This is a genomic window from Caulobacter sp. FG7 (genome assembly GCF_057808875.1).
In genome coordinates this window covers 22,510-41,496 of sequence record NZ_JBMDIW010000023.1, presented here as the reverse complement: position 1 = coordinate 41,496, position 18,987 = coordinate 22,510, and the positions used below count along the sequence as shown (strand labels likewise).

22 protein-coding genes are annotated in these 18,987 nt (G+C 69.7%); 8 read left to right on the top strand and 14 right to left on the bottom strand.

Going from position 1 to position 18,987, the window contains the following annotated elements:
• Positions 1 to 60: 60 nt before the first annotated feature.
• The 4 genes from ACODR1_RS18190 to ACODR1_RS18175 are packed head-to-tail and all read right to left on the bottom strand — an operon-like array spanning position 61 to position 3,324.
• Positions 61 to 390: a hypothetical protein gene (locus ACODR1_RS18190; RefSeq protein WP_488881713.1), complete on the bottom strand. Its 330-nt coding sequence runs from the start codon at positions 388 to 390 to the stop codon at positions 61 to 63.
• 59 nt (positions 391 to 449) lie between these two features.
• Entirely contained in the window at positions 450 to 1,364 is a 915-nt protein-coding gene (locus ACODR1_RS18185) for a hypothetical protein (RefSeq protein WP_488881712.1), read from the bottom strand.
• Positions 1,361 to 2,272, bottom strand: coding sequence for a diacylglycerol/lipid kinase family protein (locus tag ACODR1_RS18180; RefSeq protein ID WP_488881711.1), 912 nt, complete (start codon positions 2,270 to 2,272; stop codon positions 1,361 to 1,363). Before ACODR1_RS18180 ends, ACODR1_RS18185 begins: the two co-directional genes overlap by 4 nt.
• Positions 2,272 to 3,324, bottom strand: a complete 1,053-nt coding sequence (locus ACODR1_RS18175) for a CDP-alcohol phosphatidyltransferase family protein (RefSeq protein ID WP_488881753.1) — start codon at positions 3,322 to 3,324, stop codon at positions 2,272 to 2,274. Before ACODR1_RS18175 ends, ACODR1_RS18180 begins: the two co-directional genes overlap by 1 nt.
• A gap of 150 nt (positions 3,325 to 3,474) precedes the next feature.
• Between ACODR1_RS18175 and ACODR1_RS18170 the strand changes: the two genes are divergently transcribed.
• The gene (locus tag ACODR1_RS18170) at positions 3,475 to 4,365 is read left to right on the top strand and encodes a metallophosphoesterase family protein (protein ID WP_488881710.1); all 891 of its coding nucleotides are present in this window, start codon (positions 3,475 to 3,477) and stop codon (positions 4,363 to 4,365) included.
• Between the two features lie 144 nt (positions 4,366 to 4,509).
• Here ACODR1_RS18170 and ACODR1_RS18165 read toward each other — a convergent pair whose 3' ends face one another.
• Positions 4,510 to 4,995 carry a DUF2141 domain-containing protein gene (locus ACODR1_RS18165; RefSeq protein ID WP_101719032.1) on the bottom strand — a complete coding sequence of 162 codons (486 nt, stop codon included), beginning with the start codon at positions 4,993 to 4,995 and terminating at the stop codon, positions 4,510 to 4,512.
• A gap of 74 nt (positions 4,996 to 5,069) precedes the next feature.
• Here ACODR1_RS18165 and ACODR1_RS18160 point away from each other — a divergent pair, with 74 nt between their 5' ends.
• The 5 genes from ACODR1_RS18160 to ACODR1_RS18140 are packed head-to-tail and all read left to right on the top strand — an operon-like array spanning position 5,070 to position 9,703.
• Positions 5,070 to 5,507, top strand: coding sequence for an HIT family protein (locus ACODR1_RS18160; protein WP_488881709.1), 438 nt, complete (start codon positions 5,070 to 5,072; stop codon positions 5,505 to 5,507).
• A gap of 41 nt (positions 5,508 to 5,548) precedes the next feature.
• Entirely contained in the window at positions 5,549 to 6,733 is a 1,185-nt protein-coding gene (locus ACODR1_RS18155; RefSeq protein WP_488881752.1) for an LptF/LptG family permease, read from the top strand.
• Complete coding sequence (locus ACODR1_RS18150) at positions 6,730 to 7,791, top strand: LptF/LptG family permease (protein ID WP_488881708.1); 1,062 nt, start codon at positions 6,730 to 6,732, stop codon at positions 7,789 to 7,791. Before ACODR1_RS18155 ends, ACODR1_RS18150 begins: the two co-directional genes overlap by 4 nt.
• Positions 7,791 to 8,945, top strand: a complete 1,155-nt coding sequence (gene bcerS, locus ACODR1_RS18145; protein ID WP_488881707.1) for a ceramide synthase — start codon at positions 7,791 to 7,793, stop codon at positions 8,943 to 8,945. The genes ACODR1_RS18150 and bcerS overlap by 1 nt, the downstream gene beginning before the upstream one ends.
• Positions 8,942 to 9,703: an NTP transferase domain-containing protein gene (locus tag ACODR1_RS18140; RefSeq protein ID WP_488881706.1), complete on the top strand. Its 762-nt coding sequence runs from the start codon at positions 8,942 to 8,944 to the stop codon at positions 9,701 to 9,703. Before bcerS ends, ACODR1_RS18140 begins: the two co-directional genes overlap by 4 nt.
• Positions 9,704 to 9,877: 174 nt before the next feature.
• Here the strand turns inward: ACODR1_RS18140 and ACODR1_RS18135 are convergent, their stop codons facing one another.
• The 4 genes from ACODR1_RS18135 to ACODR1_RS18120 form a co-directional block, all read right to left on the bottom strand.
• Positions 9,878 to 10,102, bottom strand: a complete 225-nt coding sequence (locus ACODR1_RS18135) for a hexameric tyrosine-coordinated heme protein (protein WP_101719037.1) — start codon at positions 10,100 to 10,102, stop codon at positions 9,878 to 9,880.
• A 100-nt stretch (positions 10,103 to 10,202) separates the two neighbouring features.
• Positions 10,203 to 10,685, bottom strand: coding sequence for a hypothetical protein (locus tag ACODR1_RS18130; RefSeq protein ID WP_488881705.1), 483 nt, complete (start codon positions 10,683 to 10,685; stop codon positions 10,203 to 10,205).
• A 57-nt stretch (positions 10,686 to 10,742) separates the two neighbouring features.
• Positions 10,743 to 11,954 carry an NO-inducible flavohemoprotein gene (gene hmpA / locus ACODR1_RS18125; RefSeq protein ID WP_488881704.1) on the bottom strand — a complete coding sequence of 404 codons (1,212 nt, stop codon included), beginning with the start codon at positions 11,952 to 11,954 and terminating at the stop codon, positions 10,743 to 10,745.
• A 27-nt stretch (positions 11,955 to 11,981) separates the two neighbouring features.
• On the bottom strand, positions 11,982 to 12,641 hold the full coding sequence (locus ACODR1_RS18120; RefSeq protein ID WP_488881703.1) for a TehB-like domain-containing protein: 660 nt from the start codon (positions 12,639 to 12,641) through the stop codon (positions 11,982 to 11,984).
• A gap of 104 nt (positions 12,642 to 12,745) precedes the next feature.
• Between ACODR1_RS18120 and ACODR1_RS18115 the strand changes: the two genes are divergently transcribed.
• Both ACODR1_RS18115 and ACODR1_RS18110 read left to right on the top strand, forming a co-directional pair.
• Positions 12,746 to 13,168: an RrF2 family transcriptional regulator gene (locus ACODR1_RS18115; protein WP_488881702.1), complete on the top strand. Its 423-nt coding sequence runs from the start codon at positions 12,746 to 12,748 to the stop codon at positions 13,166 to 13,168.
• A 136-nt stretch (positions 13,169 to 13,304) separates the two neighbouring features.
• Positions 13,305 to 14,225 carry a phosphodiester glycosidase family protein gene (locus ACODR1_RS18110; protein ID WP_488881701.1) on the top strand — a complete coding sequence of 307 codons (921 nt, stop codon included), beginning with the start codon at positions 13,305 to 13,307 and terminating at the stop codon, positions 14,223 to 14,225.
• A gap of 150 nt (positions 14,226 to 14,375) precedes the next feature.
• Here ACODR1_RS18110 and ACODR1_RS18105 read toward each other — a convergent pair whose 3' ends face one another.
• From ACODR1_RS18105 to ACODR1_RS18085, 5 genes are all read right to left on the bottom strand, one after another.
• Positions 14,376 to 14,813, bottom strand: coding sequence for a hypothetical protein (locus ACODR1_RS18105; protein ID WP_488881700.1), 438 nt, complete (start codon positions 14,811 to 14,813; stop codon positions 14,376 to 14,378).
• A 172-nt stretch (positions 14,814 to 14,985) separates the two neighbouring features.
• Positions 14,986 to 15,747: a phosphocholine cytidylyltransferase family protein gene (locus ACODR1_RS18100; protein WP_488881699.1), complete on the bottom strand. Its 762-nt coding sequence runs from the start codon at positions 15,745 to 15,747 to the stop codon at positions 14,986 to 14,988.
• 188 nt (positions 15,748 to 15,935) lie between these two features.
• Positions 15,936 to 16,724, bottom strand: coding sequence for a DJ-1/PfpI family protein (locus ACODR1_RS18095; RefSeq protein ID WP_488881698.1), 789 nt, complete (start codon positions 16,722 to 16,724; stop codon positions 15,936 to 15,938).
• Positions 16,721 to 17,134 (bottom strand): hypothetical protein, encoded by a 414-nt coding sequence (locus tag ACODR1_RS18090; RefSeq protein ID WP_488881697.1) that lies wholly within the window; start codon positions 17,132 to 17,134, stop codon positions 16,721 to 16,723. Before ACODR1_RS18090 ends, ACODR1_RS18095 begins: the two co-directional genes overlap by 4 nt.
• 46 nt (positions 17,135 to 17,180) lie before the next feature.
• Positions 17,181 to 18,893, bottom strand: coding sequence for a tyrosinase family protein (locus ACODR1_RS18085; protein ID WP_488881696.1), 1,713 nt, complete (start codon positions 18,891 to 18,893; stop codon positions 17,181 to 17,183).
• Between the last annotated feature and the right edge of the window lie 94 nt (positions 18,894 to 18,987).

Sequence of the window (18,987 nt, the reverse complement as noted above, 5' to 3'; positions counted from 1 at the left end):
AAGGACGAAGCCCGGACGAAAGGTCCGGGCTTTTTCTTTTCTGTCGCTACGCGCGAGCGTTCAGGCTTCCACCGTCAGGCTCGCGACCAGCGACGCGCCATCGGGGGCGCAGCCATAGACGAAGAACCGGATCTTCTTGCCCGAGACAAAGGCCGTCATCGCGGCCGAGACCAGCACGTCGTGGTTGGCGGCTGTCGGGACGACCCGAAACACGCCCGAATAGCTGCACGACATCGGGCTTGCGACATTGACGTGCATGTCGAGGCCATGGTCGCGTGCGTCGACCGACGTCATGATCCCCAAATCGCTCGTCCCCGGCGCCTGCGCCCATGCGGGCGCGGCCGCCACCGCCAGTGCGGCCAACACTCCCAAGCCAAGCTTCTTGAACATGGTTTTACCCTCAGCCCCCTACTATCGCCGCGGCCCAACGCCGGACGGACGAACTCCGGCTAGCGCTCCCGCCCCCGTCTCCACTTCCACAGGCCCAGCAGAATGCCCGGGGCGGCCAGGACCGGATGGCGCTCGCGCCAGGGGGTCAGTTCGACCTTGAAGCCGGTGTGGCGCTCGATCTTCCAGGCGGCGTAGCGGGCCGCACCCTGGAAGGTGAAGGCGGCCTTGACCAGGCGGGCCACGTTCAGCGACTTCCCGAGGTTGCGCCGCAGCCGCCAGGCGGCTTTCAGGCGCTTGCGCTCGATCGCCGACATCTGCGGCGCCGGCCGCCCCTCGCCGTCTAAGCGGCCGTCGTCGGCCCAGCAGGCCGGCAGCAGGCGCTGGTAGTGCGCAGGATCGAAGGCCAGGATCGAGGCCTCTCGACCGGCCTTCTCGACCCGGAACTCGGCGGCGTAGGTCTCCTGGAACAGCGCCGTCCAATAGGCCTCGGGCGGCCCCTCCTCTGGGCCCAGGGCCGTGGCGAAGCGGGCGGCGGTGCGGGCGGCGCGGCGCACGGCCTCGACCACAGCCTCGCGCGCGGCCGCGTCGACGGCCCAAACGAGGCCCGAGGGCTGCACGAAGCGGGTCCACAGCGTGGTGTCGATCCCCCTGCCCTTCACCGCCTGCGAGAACCGCGACAGGGTCATCGAGGCGACCTTGGCCCGCAGGGTGACGCCCTCGTGTTCCAGCTCGTGATAGCTGACGTCGGGCCACAGGATGCGGGTGGCCACGCCGCGCAGGCCGCGCGGCGGCCGCTCGGTGAGCACGTAGAAGTCCAGAACGCCCGACAGGTCGCCGGTGCGCAGGATCGAGCCGTAGAACAGCACCGCCTGGGCGGTCGGGAAGAGGCCCGTCAGGTGTTCGGCGAAGGCGCGGATGGGCGCTGGGATCGACTGCGCCAGTTCGGCCTCGACCAGCGGCCGGACCGCGCTCATCCGACCACGAACCGCAGCGGCGCGCCCAGGGCCAGCGCCAACTTGCCGCCCTCGAACACTTCGCCGTCGAGCACGAAGTCGAACTGGCCCGAGGCGTAGAGCGCCGCCGGGTCACGCCGGCGATAGCCGCGCGCCTCGAGGATAGGCTTGTCCTTGCCCGACAGCACCGTGGGCACCATGCGCAGCAGGCGCTTGGGCGGTGCGTCGACGTCGAGCACCTTCAGCCCCTCGCGCGGCTCGCCGAAGGGCTTGAGGTTGAACGGCAGGCGCTTCAGCGCCGTGGCCAGCAGCACGAAGCGCTCGCCGTCCGGCTGGACCTCGCCGTCCATGGCCACCTTCACGGCCACACCCTGGCGCCACTGGTCGCGCGCGCCGCCGAACAATGCGCCCAGGGTGGCGCCGGCCAGGGTCACGGCCACCGACAGGCTCTGGAACACGCCCATGCGGTTGACGCGCTTGGACAGCGCCGTGGCCCGCACCAGCGCCCCCAGGCCGAAGAAGAAGCCCCGCAGCGGCGGACGGCCATCGGCGAAGCGCACCTCCAGCGGGGCCCGGATCTTGATGCGCGGTGCGGCCTGGGCGGCGGCCGCCAGCGCCTCCTCCAGCCGCCAGTCGCGCGGCGCGCCAAGGTCGATGGCCAGCACGTTGGTCTTGCCCGACGGCAGGATCGCCAGCATCGGCATGTCGTCGCCGAAGGTCGACGGCGTCAGGCCCAGCACGTCGCGCACCGTGCCGTCGCCGCCGTCGATGACCAGGAGGTCGATCCGGTCCTCGGCGAAGCGGGCCAGCTCCTCGCCCAGCGCCTCGCGCGTCGCCGGCTCGACCACGCGCACGCCCTCGGGGGTCGGCGCATGCACGCGCCCCTGGTTGGCGTGGCTGCGCGGGTTACGGACGACGCCGACGCGCATCACCGCGACAGCCAGGACTGGATCGAGCCCTTGGGGGCCAGGGCGCCCTGCACGATCTGGAGAGCGTGGACAAGGAAGCAGATCGCCGTCCAGGCCGCCACCAGCACGAAGCCGATGTCGGGCCGGCCGACCAGGACGCTGCCGGTCAGCAGGATCAGGTTCGGGTTGCGGCGGGCGGTGATCAGGCGGAAGAAGCTGTCGAACGGCCGCCAGGCGTGCATCTCCAGCTTGAACAGGGCCAGGAAGATGCCCTCCTCCACCCGCTGAGCCACGTAGCCGCCGACGACGATGGCCAGCAGCCACGGCGCATAGGGCATCGACAGGCCGACGGCGAACACGCCGACGTACCAGGCCCACCACCAGAACGGCGGATGCACCAGGTCTATGCCGTGATCGAAGACGTTGCCCCACTTGGACGAGGTCAGGGTCACCCGGGCCAGCTTGCCGTCGACCGTGTCGAGGAAGGTCATGATCCAGGCGCAGACCAGCCCCCAGCCGAACTGGCCGCGCCAGAACAGCACGAAGGCGGCGATGGTCAGCAGGAAGCCGATGAAGGTCACCTGGTTGGGCGTCATCTTCGCCAGGGCGCACCAGCGGGTGACGATCCGCGCCGGGGTCGGCCAGACGTACTTGGTGACGAGGTCGGTCACGCCCTTGTACGAGCCCTGGAACAGGCGCTTCTCGACGGCGCGCACGGTCTCCTTGGTCAGGCGCTCCAGCACCGGCGGCTCGCGCTTGCGCAGGGCGCTGTTGTAGGCCGAGCCCAGCTCCAGCGCTGTCAGGCGAACGAAGCGCGCATCGACGGCCGAAGGGTCCTGTCCCGCCGCCAAAGCCGCGATCGCGGCTTCGGCGACCTCGGCCGGGGCGTTCACCGCCGTCGGGGCGCCCGTGTCGTCGACCAGAACCGCCCACGGGCGACCGGCCAGGGCCTTGACCAGCGACTCGTCGAACACCCAGCCGGCGTGCACGGCGATCGCGTCACCGCCCTGCCCCGCGGCTTCCGAAACGCCGATCCGGCGATAGATGCGCGACAGCCGCTCGCCCGAGGTCATGCCCCAGATGCGCGCCTCGCTGTCGCCCACCGTCACGGCGCGCGAAGCGACTGGATTGATTTCGCCGGTCACCGGTACTTAAACCCCTTGAAAGCCGAGGCGATTGATAAGCAGCTTCGCCGAAATTCGCCACAATCGCGCCGGTCCCTCTTGTCGATATTCCGCCTCGCCCATCTGTCGGACCCTCACCTGCCGCCGCCGCCGGGCGCGTTCGGCTGGCGTGATCTCGCGTCCAAGCGGCTGCTGAGCCGGATCGCCTGGCGTCGCAAGCACAAGATCCATCGTCCGGAAGTCCTCGACGCCCTGGTCGCCGACCTGAAGGCCCACGCCCCCGACCATGTGGCGATCACCGGCGATCTCACCAACTTCGCCTCGCCCGTCGAGATCGCGGCCGCCACGCGTTGGCTGCAGGGCCTGGGCCCGGCCGAGACGATCACCGTCAGCCCCGGCAACCACGACGCCCTGGTCGGCGAGACCGCCCAGGCCCGCTTCGCGCCCTGGATCGCCTGGCTGGGCGACGACGAACAGGCTGCCTTCCCGCAGGTGCGGCTGCGCGGCCCCATAGCGATCTTAAACCTTTGCTCGGCCTTGCCCACCGCCCTGCATCTGGCCACCGGGCGCCTCGGCGCCGAGCAACTCGAAAAGCTCGACGCCCTGCTGGCCGATCGCGCCCTGGCGGACAGGTTCAAGGTGGTGCTGCTGCACCATCCCCCGATCGCCGGCGCGGTCTCGGGCCGCAAGTCGCTGGACGATCAAGGTCCTCTGCGCGACGTGCTCGCCCGCCGCGGCGTCGACCTCGTGCTGCACGGCCATGCCCACGAATCGCTGACCGCGACCATTCCCGGCCCCGGCGGCCGATCGATCCCCGTTCTGGGCGTCCCCTCGGCCTCGGCCTGGGTCGGCGGCCACTCGCCGGCCCGCTGGCATGCGCTGGAGATCGAGCCGCGCGAGGGCGGCGGCTTTTCGCTGCGGGTCATCGCGCGCGGGCTCGATCCGGCCACGGGCGGGATCAGGGAACTGGGCCGCTATTCGCTGATCTAGATCCTCCCCCCGAAGGGGGAGGTGTCGGCAAAGTCGACGGAGGGGGACGTGACTGCTCACGTCGCCTTCCGAGCTAAAATTCAGAAGAGACTTCCCCCTCCGGCCCTCCGGGCCACCTCCCCCTACAGGGGGAGGATCTCGCTCCTACTTCCCGTAGCGCATTCGCACCCGGATCGTGTTCTCCCCCGACTTCACGCTGATCCGCGCCGAATCGAAGGACGGCACGCCGAACCGCGACGGCGCGTCGTTGGAGAAGCCGTAGCCCTCGGTCGGCAGGCCCACGGCGTTGCGGTCGAAGTCGTGGTTGCCGTTGGCGTCGTGATAGACCGCCACGGCGTAGATGTCGGCCTTGGGCAGGTTGAAGCAGGCCTCGGTGGTCGGCGCGCTGGCCGGCACCCGCAGGCGCAGCAGCTTGCCGCGCGGCGCCAGGAAACGACTGGGATCAGACGGATAGATCGTGACCGTCACCTCGCCGGTCTCGGACTTCAGTCGACCGACCTCGACGGTCAGCCGCACGCCGGTGTCGCGACCGACGCAGTCCTGCCTCGCCGCCGCCGGCGTCGCCATCCCCAGCAGGCCCAGCAGCGTCCCTAGCGCTGCAAGGCCCGGAAGAACGGTTCGTGCTTCCATGTAAAAGGCCGTGTCCCTATTGTCGCCCCGACGCGATCAGCGCCCGCAGACTCGCCTGAAGTATCGGTTGCCGCATGCCCAACCCCACAGCCCTCGCATTCGGCTACCCACGCTCGAAAGTGGCCGAAACCGACCACTGGTTGGTCCTTGTACGTCCCAAGCAGCCGACTTTCGGATCTCTCGTCCTGGTATGCAAGGAACCCGTGCAGGCGTTCTCCGATCTGAGCCCAGCCGCCTTCGCCGACATGCAGGCCGCCGTGGCCGGGATCGAACGCCTCCTGAAGGCCAAGGTCGCCTACGAAAAGATCAACTACCTGATGCTGATGATGGTCGATCGCGACGTGCATTTCCACGTCCTGCCCCGCTACGAGGGGGCCCGCGAGCACGAGGGAACCAGCTTCCCTGACACCGGTTGGCCCGCCGCTCCGGCCCTCGGCTCGGCCGTGGCGCTGGACGATGGCGCCGTCGAGCGCCTGGCCCAGGATTTCGCAGCCGCGTGGTCCGCCGCGTGAGCAAGCTGAAGAAGAAGTTCGACGTGCGGCGCATCACGGCCATGGGCCTGATCGACCGCTACCTGCTGCGCCTGCTCGGCTGGCCCCTGGCCGGGTGCCTGGGCCTGACCGTCGTGGCCCTGCTGCTCGAGCGCGTGCTGCGCCTGCTCGACCTGCTCTCGCAGAGCGCCGCGCGCTTCGACTACGTCACCCAGCTGGCGCTGAACCTCCTGCCCCACTACCTGGGCCTGGCCTTGCCGGTGGCGTTCTTCGTCGCCCTGTTCATCGTCATCAGCAAGCTGTCCGACGGCTCGGAGATCGACGCCCTGCTGGCCGGCGGCCAGTCGCTGGAACGGGTCGCCGCCCCCTTCGTCTGCGTGGGGCTGGCGCTCAGCGTCTTCAGCATCGCGGTGTTCGGCTATGTCCAGCCCTACAGCCGCTACGCCTATCGCGCCGTCATGCACGCGGCCGTCAACGCCGGCTGGAACGGCCGCCTGTCGGGCGGGGCCTTCATCGACGACGACGGCTCGCTGATGACCGCCGACAGCGCCGACCTGGCCGGCCAGAGCCTGACCCGCGTGTTCATCCGCCGCCCTGACGCCGCCGGCCACGAGGAACTGATCACCGCCGCCACCGCCACCTTGCAGGTCTCGGCCGACGGCAAGACGGTGACGATGCGCCTGAAGTCGGGCCGCCGCATCGGCAGCGATGCGCGCGGCAACTATCGCAGCCTGGCCTTCGACGACCTGACCACCGAGGCGCCGCTGAAGGCCGCCGCCAGCCTGCTGCGGGCCCGCGGCGGCGACGAGCGCGAGCTGACCCTGGGCGAACTGCTGCACCAGGCCAAGTCGCCGAATCCGGTCGTGCCCAAGGTCACGCTGATGGCCGAGTTCTACGGGCGCATCGCCCGCGCCGCCTTCCTGCCGTTCCTGCCGCTGCTGGCCTTCCCGCTGGGCCTGGCCGCCAAGCGCGGCAACCGCGCGCCCGGCCTGCTGCTGGCCGGCGTGCTGCTGCTGGCCTTCCAGCACAGCCTGCTGCTGGGCCAGAGCCTGGCCGAATCCGGCCGCATCGCCTCCCTGCCCGCCGTCGGCCTGCCGTTCCTGATCTTCACGGGCCTGGCGGTCTGGCTGTTCGTGGGCAGCCGCACGCGGCCCGGCGACACCCCGATCTCGCGCCTCGTCCTGGCCATGAGCGCTCAGTTCCGCCGCGCCCTCAAGCCGTTCCAGCGCAAGGAGCGCGCCGCATGAAGCTGCAGCTCTACGTCCTGCGCACCGTCGCCACGCGCGTGCTCGGCGCCGTCCTGATCCTGATGGCCATCCTGCAGATCCTCGACCTGCTGGAAGTCACCACCGACATCCTCGACCGCGGCCTCGGCGTCGGCGGGGTGTTCTACTACGCCGCCCTGCGCGCCCCGGCCCTGTTCCAGCAGGTCGCCCCGCTGGCGGTGCTGGCCGGGGGCCTGTTCGCCTTCTCGCAGCTGGCCCGCGAGAACGCCGTGGTCGCCATGCGCGCCGCCGGCATCTCGGGCTACCGCATCGTCGCCATGGCCGTGCCTGTGGCGATCGCCGTGCTGGCGCTCGACGCCCTGTGCGCCCAGGTCGTCTCGCCGCGCACCGACCCGACGCTCAGCGCCTGGTGGGCCGCCACCACCCCGGTGGCCGATCGCAAGGCCCCCGCCTCGCGCACCTTCCGGGCGGGCGAAGACCTGGTCACCGCCAAGGAAGCCTCGTCCAACGGCGCGCGCCTGACCGAGCTGACCATCTATCGCCGCGACAAGTCCGGCGCCCTGACCGAGCGCGTCGTCGCCCCGTCGGCGCAGTTCCAGGCCGGCGCCTGGCGGCTGCAAAGCCCGGTCACCACCCGCTATCTCGGCGACCGCGTCGAGCCAATGACCGCCGCCTCGGCCACCTGGCCCACGGCCCTGCGCCCGGCCGACGTCCAGGCCCTGTTCACCGACGCTCCGGCCCCGTCGGCCGCCTCGGCCCGCCGGGCGCTGGAGAACGGCGGCTCGGACCGCCCGCAGAGCTTCTACGCCACCCGCCTGCAGACGGCCTTCTCGGGCCCGATCGCGGCGCTGGTCATGCTGCTGCTCAGCGCCCCCGTGGCCTGGGCCAACTTCCGCAGCGGCCAGGGCGCGGTGCTGCTGACCTCGGGCCTGGCCGCCGGCCTCGTCTTCCTCGTCGCCGACGGCCTGCTGTCGGCCCTGGGCGAGTCCGGGGCCCTGTCGCCGATCCTGGCCGCCTGGGCCGCCCCCGTCGTCTTCGCCGCCCTCGCCGTGCGCGCCTTCGTGTCCCTGGAGGGATGATGCCTTTCGATTCCGCGGCCGAGGCGATCTCGGTCCTGCCCGTCCGCACACCTGAAGAGCTCAAGCGCTTCATCGCGCTGCCTGCGCGCGTCAACGCCAAGGATCGAAGCTGGATCACCCCGCTTTTCCTGGAGCGGACCGAGGCCCTGTCGCCCAAGACCAACCCGTTCTTCCAGCACGCCGAGGTCCAGCTGTTCCTGGCCGTGCGCGGCGGCCGCGACGTCGGCCGGATCAGCGCCCAGATCGACGAGCTGACGCCGCAGAACACGCCCGGGCGCCTGGACGGCCACTTCGGCCTGATCGCCGCCGAGGACGACGCCGAGGTCTTCGCCGCCCTGCTGCGCGCGGCCGAGGCCTGGCTGCGCGAACGCGGCCGCACCCACGTGATGGGCCCGTTCAACCTGTCGATCAACGAGGAGGTCGGCCTGCTGGTCGACGGCTTCGACACCCCGCCGATGGTGATGATGGGCCATGATCCGGCCTATGCCGGCGGCCGCATCGAGCAGCAGGGCTACGACAAGGCCAAGGACATCTACGCCTACTACGCCCCCATGCAGGCCGATCTGCCGCCCGCCGTGCGCCGCCGCGCCGAGCGGCCGCCGGCCGAGGGCGTGGTGCTGCGCCAGCTCGACATGAGCCGCTACGACGAGGAAGTGGTCACCCTGACCGAGATCCTCAACGACGCCTGGAAGGACAACTGGGGCTTCACCCCCACCACCGAAGCCGAGACCGCCCAGCTGGCCAAGGCCCTCAAGGCCGTGATCGACAAGCGCCTGACCTGGTTCGCCGAGATCGACGGCGAGGCGGCCGGCTTCCTGGTGTTCCTGCCCAACGTCAACGAGGCGATCCGCGATCTTGGCGGCAAGCTGCTGCCGTTCGGCTGGGCCAAGCTCCTGTGGCGACTGAAGGTCAAGCGCGTGAAGTCGGCCCGCATCCCGCTGATGGGGGTCAAGCGCAAGTTCTCCGACAGCATCCGCGGCCGCATGCTGCCGTTCCAGATGATGCACGCCGGCCGCACATCGGCGATCGCGCTCGGTTACGAGCGGTTCGAGATCTCGTGGGTGCTGGAAGAGAACATGCCCATGCGCCGCATCGCCGAGTCCCTGGGCGCGCAGATCTACAAGACCTACCGCATCTACGAGAAGGCGCTGTGACCCAGAGCTTCAAGGCCCTGGTCCTGGCCGGCTCGCGGCCGGGCGAGATCGACAGCGCCGCGGCCTATGCCGGCGTCTCGCACAAGGGCCTGATCACGCTGCAGGGCCGCACGCTGCTCGACCGCGTGCTCGGCGTCGTCCAGGCCGCCGGCGCGGCGGCGATCGGGGTTTCGACCTCGGACGCGGCCATCGTCTCGGCCCTGCCGCAAGGCGTCGCGGCCATCGCCGCCTCGACTGAAGGCCCCAGCCAGAGCGTGCGGGAAGGCGCCGAGACGCTCGGCTTTCCGCTGTTGATCACCACTGTCGACCACGCGCTGCTGAAGCCCGAGTGGATCACCCAGTTCCTGGCCGACGCGCCGGCCGACGCCGACGTCTGCCTGATGCTGGCCCCGGAAGAGCGCGTGCGCGCCGCCGCCCCCGACACCAAGCGGACCTATCTGAAATTCCGCGACGGCCGGTTCTCGGGCTGCAATCTCTTCCTGTTCCGCAGCGCGGCCGCCCTGCCCGCCATCGCCCTGTGGCGACGGGTCGAGCAGAACCGCAAGCAGCCCTGGAAGATCGCCGCCATGCTCGGCCCCGGCCTGCTGGTCCGCTACCTGCTGGGCCTGCTGACGCTGGACGAGGCCATCGCCCGCCTCGGCGCCCTGGCCGGCGTGAAGGCCGCCGCCGTGCGCGCCCAGGACGGCTTGGCCGCCGTCGACGTCGACAAGCCCGCCGACCTCGACCTGGTGCGCCAGATCGTCGGCGAGACGGTCTAGGTCGGACCGACCTTCAGAACCTCCAGCCATTTCCACCGAAGTTCCCCGCGAAGGCGGGGATCCAAGCCGCCTTTCAGGACAAGGCGCGGCCGTGAAAGACCCGCGGACTCAGCTTGGGTCCCCGCCTTCGCGGGGAAAAGCGGGTTTGAGGGCCGTGGTGGGGCGTCGATCGGCCTAGCGCCAGTAGCCGTTGGCCGCCGCCACGGTGGCGAAGTTCACGGCCACCACGTGCGAGACGGCCGTCAGGGCCTGGGCGTCGTTCTCGTAGATCGCCCGCAGCCGCGCGCGAACCTCGTCGGAGGGTTGGGTCTTCTTGACCGCCATCCGCGAGAGCTTGATGGCGAGATCGTAGCCTTCCTCGGGCGTGGCGGTGATCAGGCTGGGCAGCCAGGCGGCCATTGGGCGTCACTCACGTTCAGGATCCGGCCAGCCTAGGCGGCCCGGCGCGACGACGATTGGACGAAAAGCTCCACCGTTCCGTGCAATCTTCGCCAAGACCTCAGGCGCTGAGCCTGACGATGACGCCCAGGCCCGCGGCCGCGACCGCCAGGGCGACCGGAATGGTCAGGATCAGAGCGAGGGCCGAGCCGGCGCTGACCCGGCCCGTCCAGGTCGACAGGCCCACGCGCAGGAAATCGGCGAGGTCGGGCCGGGTTTCGACCCTCGGCTCCATGCGCAGGATCACCGCCGGCACGCCGAGATAGACCGCCAGGTAGACCGCGCAGACGCCCAGCACCAGGCCGACCTCTGCGTTGCCCAGGAAGGCCAGGGCAAACGCCCCGAGGATCGCGCCATAGGCGCCGACGATCATCCACCCCACCGCCTTGGGCAGGTCGGGCGTCGAGGGTTCGGGCGACAGGGGCTCGCGAGTGGTGGGCTGGACCGCCGCCGGGCCCGTCCGCGCGCGAGGCGCGGGCGGTTCCCAGGACGGGCCTTCGTAGAAGGCGTAGGTCAGCGGCGTCGTGGTGGAGACATAGTCCATGACAGGCTCCTTCGGCCGCTCGGCGGCCGGGGTTCAGGGGAGGAGGAACACGCGCACTCAGACGGCCAGGGCCTCGTCGGCCGGGCCGAAGAACTCGAAGTGGATCCGGTCGGACGCCACCCCCGCCCGCGACAGCCCGCCGACGAAGGCCTTCAGGAAGGGGCGCGGCCCGCACAGGAAGAAATCGGCGGTCTCGAACGGGGTGTTGGCCTTCAGCCAGTCGACGGTGATCAGGCCGTCGTGGTCGTGGGTGCGGCCGACTTCGTCATTGGCCGCCGGATTGGCGTAGAAGGTGGCCACCGAGGTCTTGCCGTGCGCCTTGGCCAGGGCCCGGACGTGGCCGTCCATGGCGTGGCTGGCGCCGTCCAGCGCCCCGTGCACGAAGGCGGTCTCCAGCTCCGGATGCTTGTCGGCGATGGTCTCCAGCATGCTGACCATCGGCGTCAGCCCCACCCCGCCCGACAGCAGCACCACCGGCCGCTCTTGCGCCTGCGGCAGGAAGAAGTCGCCCGACGGCGGGGTCAGCAGGAGCGTCGTGCCGACCTGCGCCACGTCGTGCAGGAAGCGCGAACCGCCCTGCCCGCCCTCCTCGCGCTTGACCGAGATGCGATAAGCCGTCTCGTTCGGCGCGTTCGAGATCGTGTAGTTGCGACGGATCTCGCCCTGGTCGGGCGTCGTCAGGCGCAGGGTCAGGTACTGGCCGGGCTTGTGCGGCAGAACCTTGCCGCCATCCGTGGGACGCAGCACGAACGAGGTGATGACCGCGCTCTCGACCGTGCGCTCGGCGATCTCGAAGGCGCGCCAGCCGTTCCAGCCGCCGTCGATCGCTTCGATCGCCTCGCGGATGCCATGCTCGCGTTCCTGCAGCAGGCCGGCCAGGAACCAGTAGGCCTCGCCCCAGGCAGCCAGGATCTCCTCGTTGACCGCCTCGCCCATCACCTCGGCTATGGCGCCCAGCAGAGCCTTGGCCACGTAGGGATAGTGCTCGGGCAGCACGTGGTAGCCGACGTGCTTCTGGGCCATGCGCTCGATCGCCGGGATCAGCGCCTCGAGGTTCTCGATGTTCAGGGCATAGCCGACGATCGCGCCGGCCAGCGCGTGATGCTGCTGACCGCTGGCCTGGTTGGCGTGGTTGAACAGCGCCTTGATGTGGTCGTCCTGGAAAAGCCGGGCGTACATCGCCTTGGTCACTTCGGTGGCGCGCGCGGCGACGGCCGGGGCGGTGGCCTTGACGTGCGCGATCGTCTCCGCGCTCAGCGGCTTGGGCATGGTCTAACTCCTTGAGAAATCGTGGGATCAGGCGGCGAGCGCGGGTTCGCGGTCGTAGAAGTCCACCTGCATGCGGATCGGCCCCAGCGGCTCGACCCAATGGATCTGCCGCGGCCGCACCAGCCCCGACACGCCGGGGCTCAGCTCGACCGACGGGATGTCGGCGTCGTCGTAGTGCAGCACCAGCCGCCCTTCGATCAGGCGGATCACGCCCCAGACGCCGGCCCGGGTGCTGTGGTCGCGGCGCAGGCCCTCGGGCAGGGTCGCCTCGTCGAACACCGGGGTCGAGCGGTAGGGTGCGTCCGGCGCCGGTCGCCGGCTTTCCAACGCGCCGTTCAGGTTCCGGGCCATGCGCTGCGCCTTCTCCTGCAGTTCGGCCGCGTGGCGGGGTGGAACGAAGGTGTTCGTCGCCTGCCGCCACAGCGCCAGCCAGCGGTCGAACATCTCAGGCTCGATGCGCTCGACATGCTTCATGTGCGCGGCCAGCGGATTGCCCTTGTAGCGAGCCGAGGCGCGCATCACCGACGACCAGAAGTCGGCCAGCCGGTCGAGATGCTCGTCCCAGTCCTCCACCGCATCGGCGAAGACGGGGCCCAGTTGCGGATCTTCCCGGACGGCGGCGTAGAAGCTGGTCAGCAGCGCCGGCAGGACGGTGTCGTCGAAGTCGAAGACGGGGTTGGCGGACATGACGCTCTCAATTCATTCATTTGGAATGCATCTATTCTCGCGGCCAAAAACATGCAATCTGAATGCATGATTTATCCGTCGCGCCGAACCCTTAAGGGGAGCCCATGAAGCTCACCCGCTACACCGACTACGCGGTGCGCACGGTCATCTACCTGGCCAACAACGACGGCCGCCTGGCTTCGATCGCCGAGATCGCCCGCGCCTACGACATCTCGCAGAACCACCTGATGAAGGTGGTGCAACAGCTGGCCTCCGCCGGCTTCGTCGAGACGGTGCGTGGTCGCGGCGGCGGCCTACGCCTGGCCCGGTCCGCCGACCAGATCAATGTCGGCGCGCTGGTGCGCGAGACCGAGGGCGGCTTCGACTTGGTCGACTGCTCGTCCTGCCTGGCCGCGCCGGGCTGCGGCCTGCCGCGAATGCTGGCCGAGGCGACGCGGGCCTTCCTGGCCGTGCTCGACGGCTACAGCGTCGCCGACATCTCGCGCCAACCCGAGACCTTGCGCCAGCTATTCGCCCAGGCGGGCTGAGGCCTTCGCGCCACAGCGCGATAAAACACGGCGTTCGGCTTTGCATGCCGGCGTCGCGCGACCTATGTGCCGGGCGAAAGCCGCCGGTTCCCGCGATCGGCGGCGACTTTTGTTTCGCCTGTTCGAAGTCTGTCCCGTGTCGTCTTTCCTACGTCGCGCCGCCGCCCTGGGCGCCCTGCTCCTGCTGTCGGCCTGCGCCAGCGTCGACCTGCCCGCCTCGCCCAAGGCCGCGTTCAGCCGCAGCGCCTCCGGCGCCCTCTCCCAGGGCGTGACCTACTGGAGCGAGACCCGCGAGAACCCGCTGCGGCAGGTCTATCATGTGGTGCAGCTGGACCTGGCCAACCCCAAGGTCGAGCTCTTCGTCTCGCCGCCCAATGACGGCGCGGGCCAGTACCACGCGCGCACCACCTCGGAGTTCGTTACCGCCTCGGGCGCCCTGCTGGCCGTCAACGCCAGCTACTTCGTGCCGTTCAAGGCCGGCTCGCCGGGCGGCGAGGACTTCGTGCCTCACGCCGGCCAGCACGTGGATCCGGTGGGCAAGGTGATTGTCGGCGGCCGCGAGGTGGCCCCGCCCGACGCCCCGGAGGTCGACCCGCGGGTCAACGCCATCCTCTGCATCCATCCGTCCTTCGTCGAGATCCGTTCGGGCGCCACCTGCCGCTGGGACGTGGTCGACGCCGTGGCCGCCGGCCCGGTGCTGCTGGTCGACGGCGCCGAGCAATCGTTCCAGAACGCGGGCCCCAAATACGCTCGCGACCGCCACCCGCGCACCGCCTTCGGCGTCTCGGCCGACGGCCGCACCGGCTGGCTGGTGGTGGTCGACGGGCGCCAGTCCGTGCTCAGCGAGGGCGCGACCCTGGCCGAACTGACCGCTTTCTTTCGCGACCTGGGCGCGGCCGACGCCATCAATCTCGACGGCGGCGGCTCGACCACCCTGGCGGTCGACGACGGCTTTGGCCGCCCCCGCGTGCTGAACTCGCCGATCCACACCGGCGTACCGGGCCGCGAGCGCCCGGTCGCAAACCACATCGGCGTGCGGGTGCTCGGCGCGCCGTAGGTCGGATCGGCATTCGGTATCTGAGACGAACCCCTCGTCCTTCGACAGGCTCAGGATGAGGTTTTTCTACGATCCTGGCCTATCAATGGTCCTCACCCTGAGCTTGTCGAAGGGCGGGGACCACGCTCGAACCTTGGATGCCGATCCGCACTAGACCTGCGGCGACAGGAAGCTGGCCGCGACGTTGCTGAGCGGCCCCGGCCAGTCACCGAACACGATCGAGCCGGAGAGCGGGTCGCTCGACATCGACGGGAAGCACAGGTTGAGCCTGAACTTCAGCAGTTCGTCGCTGGTGCTGCTGGCCATGATCGACAGCGGAAAGCCGATGGCCGGGGCGTTGTCGTAGATGAACATCACGCCGGTGAACGGCGAGATCACCGGCGCGGCCGGGTTGGGGAACGACAACGTCCCCGTCACCGGAACCACCTCGCACCGCGCGGTCGAAGCCGCCTCGGGCGCGGCGTCGCCGCTGGCGAGGCTCTTTCCCTCCGGGATATCCAGGGTCAGTTCGTATTCGAAGCCCACCTGGCCGTCGGCCACGATGTCGGGCTTGTAAACCGTCAGTTTCAGGGCGCCGGTCTGCTGCATGAGCGCATCCTCGATCTGGGGCGGCGCGACAGAATTTTCGCAACCTATGATCGCATCAACGCATGACACATTCTTTGAGAGAACGCCGATCTACTGGAAGCTCGCCCCAAACGCCCGCCTGCGCAAGGCGCAGGCGAGTGGTGGCGCTTGAAGACGCAGCGGGCCGCTCGCCTCAGGCCGGGGTCGCCTCGACCGCCGCCCAGCGCGCGGCCAGTTCGCGGTTCTTGGGCAGGTCTTCGGGGAAGTCCATCTCGGCCCAGTCCAGGCCCTGGATCGAACGCACGGCCACCGCGTCGTGGGCGCGGGCGATCTGGTCGATGGCCGACAGGTACCAGCGGCGCAGGCCCTCGGGCGTGCGCAGCGAACGCTCGACAATGTCGGTGAACAGCGCCGCGCCTTCCGGCTCGAAGCGCAGGAAGCCGATCGACTCGGCGTCGTAGGTGGTGATGGTCTTGCCGATCTCGCGCAGGGCGTCGCCTTCGGTGCGCACCTTCATGTCGTCGGAGTCGTAGCCGCCGTCCTTGCGGTCGATGGTCACCGTGATCGGCGCCGACGGCGCCGACAGCAGGCGCTCGGCGATGGCCGGCTCGAACAGGGTGTCGCCGTTCAGCAGCAGGAACGAGCCCTGCATCTCGCCGCGCGCCATCCACACCGAGGCCAGGTTGTCGCTGACGCTGTAGAACGGGTTGAAGATCGTGCGCAGGGTCAGGCCCGGCAGGCGCAGCTTGGCCAGTTCGGCCTCGACCAGGTCGGCGTTGAAGCCGGTGACGACCACCACCTCGGTGACGCCGGCGCGGTGCAGGTGGCGGATCTGCCATTCCAGGACCGAGCGGCCCGACAGGTCCACAAGACACTTGGGACGGGTGTCGGTCAGCGGCGACAGGCGCTTGCCCTGTCCGGCGCTGAGGATGATGGCTTTGACCGGCGACTGCATGGCGAAAACTCGGGCGCGCCGCCAAGAGGGCGGCGAAGACGGGGGTGAAAAGGGCGAGAGCACGACTCGAAACGAGCCATATCAGCGCAGATCGTGCGCGACCATAGCCCTGGCAAGGCCCGCCCTTCCGCAAAACGCCGCTTGCGACAATGTGCGCGCCCCTCAGGACCGGGGCGCGCCGCCCCGTCTCAGGCCTCTACGGTCGCCTTGTAGGACTTGGCCACCGGATGCAGCCGCGCCTCGATCGCCTCGTCGAGGGCCGCCCGGAAGTCGACCATGCCGGCGTTGACCGGCTCGAACACGTCGTAGCTGACCGAGCACGGATCACCGCCCGGAAACGGCGGGTCGGGATTGTATTGGATCGACAGCTGCGCCTGCTGCGAGGCCAACTGCGCCTTCTCTTCCGCGTCCGGGCCGCCCGCCAGGTCGGTGACGATCGTCTGGACCATGAACAGCGACTCGTCGATAGACGACGAGATCCCCGCCCCGGTGATGCGGTTGCCGTCCTTGACCCAGCGTGGGCAGCCGTTGACCACCGTCACCTTGGGGAACAGCTTCAGGCACTCGATGAAGCCCCAGTGGGTGGTGGCCTTGTAGCCGTCCAGCAGACCCGCCGAGGCCAGCAGCAGACCGCCCGTGCACACCGAGACCACGTAGCGGGCCTTGCCGGCCCGATCGCTCAGGAAATCCAGCAGCGCCGTGTCGCCGATGGCGTCCTGCAGGCCGTTTCCGCCGCCGGGCACGAACAGCATGTCGATGTGCGGGGCGGCGTCGTACTCGTACTGCGCCACCACCTTCAGCACGCCCGAGGTCTGGATCGGGTCGGTCGTCGCCGCCACGGTCGCCACCTGGATCGTGCGGTCGATGACCTCGCCGTCGAAGAAGGCGAACACCTCGTGCGGGCCGGCGACGTCGAGGATGTCGACGCCCGGATAGAGCACGATGCCCACCGTGAAAGGCGGCGCCGGGGCGGTCATTGAGCCACCGCGATGAACGAGGCCGTGACGCCGGCCGGCTCGCCGTTGTGCGGCTTGGCCCGCACGATCGTGCCGACGATCGACGGAACCTGGTCCACGCCGTCCGGCCACATGTAGCCGGGCCAGCCATAATAGTCGTACTCCCAGCCCGCCGTGGGCGTGCCGTCACGGCCAAAGCCCCGGATGACGATTGTGGTCGGCCCCTCGCATTCGGGATCGACCTCGCCCTTCAGGTCCAGCAGATAGCCGCCGCCCATGTCGAGCGTACCCACGAGGGTGCGCGGCGTCGGGGTCTCGAAGGTGAACACCCCCTCGCCGAAGATCAGGCTGAGCGCCGTCTGGGCGTTGTCGCCCACCAGCTCGGGATTGTTCAGGTAGCTGCGATAAGTCCACTTGCCGGCCAAGCTCATCGGGATCCTCCCCGTCCAGGTTTCGCGTCAGGTGTTCAGGCGCGCCTCAGTTGGCGTTGATGACGATGTCCAGCACCTGCGGCGTGGCGGTCGTCGCGCCCGCGTCGGCGTGGTGGGCGTGCGGCGTCTCGGTCAGCAGCGGCTTGCCCGACAGGCGCACGAGCCGGATGTTCAGCCCCGACGGCGCGGCGGCCTCCAGCGTGCCCCTGGCCTTGGCCAGCTTGGCCAGCGGCGGCGACAGCGGCACGGTGAAGGTCACCGGCCGGGTCACCAGGTGGCGGCCGAACATCGACAGCGTGGTCACGAAGCCCGGCGAAGCGGGGGTCACCGGCTGGCCTTCGGGCGTGTTGAGCACCACCGCCAGGTCGCCGCCGTGCTCGAAGGGCGGCATGTCGACGGTGATCGTCGCCAGGAGGCTGGTCCCTTCCGGCTTGGCGGCCTGGGCCAGGACGGCGGCCGGCACGGCGACGTCGCCGGCGCCCAGGCTGGTCCCGGTCGGCGTCTTCAGCTTGGCGGCGTAGCGGGTCGGCGCGGCGGCCGCCTTCAGCTTGGGCGCGCCCAGCCTGGGCACGACGTTCTCGCCCGAGCCGGGCTCGTAGTCGTAATCGAACTCGCCGATCGTCTGGTAGGCCTTGGCCTTCTGCTTCTCGGGCGGCAGCGGCGCGCCGCCGGCGTCGGTGAAGAACAGGAACGGCTCGGACTGCCAGCGCACGAGGTCGCCCTTGGGGTCGACGTAGCTGGGATTGTCGGCCGGCAGGGTCGGATAGCCGAAGCCCTGCTGCTTGCGGGTCCACACGTCCCAGATGCGGTCGATGTTGGCATGGTGCAGGAAGAACAGCGGGTCCACCGGCGACAGGTTCGACTGCATGAAGCCGTCGCCATAGGTCGTGTTGCCGTCATCGTCGGTCCAGATGCCGCCGACGCAGTTGTGCACCTTGTTGTGCGGCTGGCCTTCCATCACGCCGAAGCCCGTGATGCTGCTGTGATAGTTCGACTTGGGGCTGGCGAAGCCGATGAAGTCGCGCGGCGACAGGGCGTCGTTCAGCATCCACGACGACACGGCGTTGTTGGTGATCGTGTCGAAGCCCGGGTTCTGGGGCGTCGAGCCCCGCGCGTTCGGCGGCGCGAAGAACATCGGCCCGCCCTTGGGTCCGATGTCGAACAGCAGGTCGGCCGGGAAGCGCAGGCCGCGGATCAGCAGTTGCTGGTTCTGGGCCTGGCTGAGGCCAGCCCAGAACTTCTCGAGCACCGGTCCGAAGGCCTTGTTGAAGGCGTCCAGGCTCTGGATGTAGGCGGAATTGTTGGGGTTCAGCACGCCTTCGAACATCGCCGCCGGCACCTTGGGACTGGCGGTCCAGTCCCAGTAGGGGAAGGCGAAGTCGGGATCGCCGCTGAGCTGGCGCACCGTCTGCTCGAACCAGCCGACATAGCCGCGGTGCCAGACCACGAACCACCAGTTGCCGTGCGGGCAGTCGACCGTGTGGGTCAGGGCGTGGTTGTACCAGTTGTTCGGATGCTCGGGCGGCAGCTTGAGCATGATCTCGACGGCCTTGGCGTAGCTGGCCAGGGCCTTCTGGCCTTGCGGGCTGGCGACGTTCCAGCGCCGCCAGCGGGCCTTCTTCGGGGCGACGGGCTGGGCCAGGGCCTGGCCGGCGGCCATGGCCCCCGCGACGGCGGCGGCGCCCGCCATCAGTTCGCGACGTGACGGAGCGGAGAACAGGCCAGGGAACAGGCGAGAGGCGGCGGGATCCTGGGTCATGGCGAGGACTCTCTTTTTCGGATCATGGAGAAGCGCCGGCGCGAGCCCGGCGAAGCGCGGAAAACCGAGCGGCGCGGCCCCGAAAGGCCGCGCC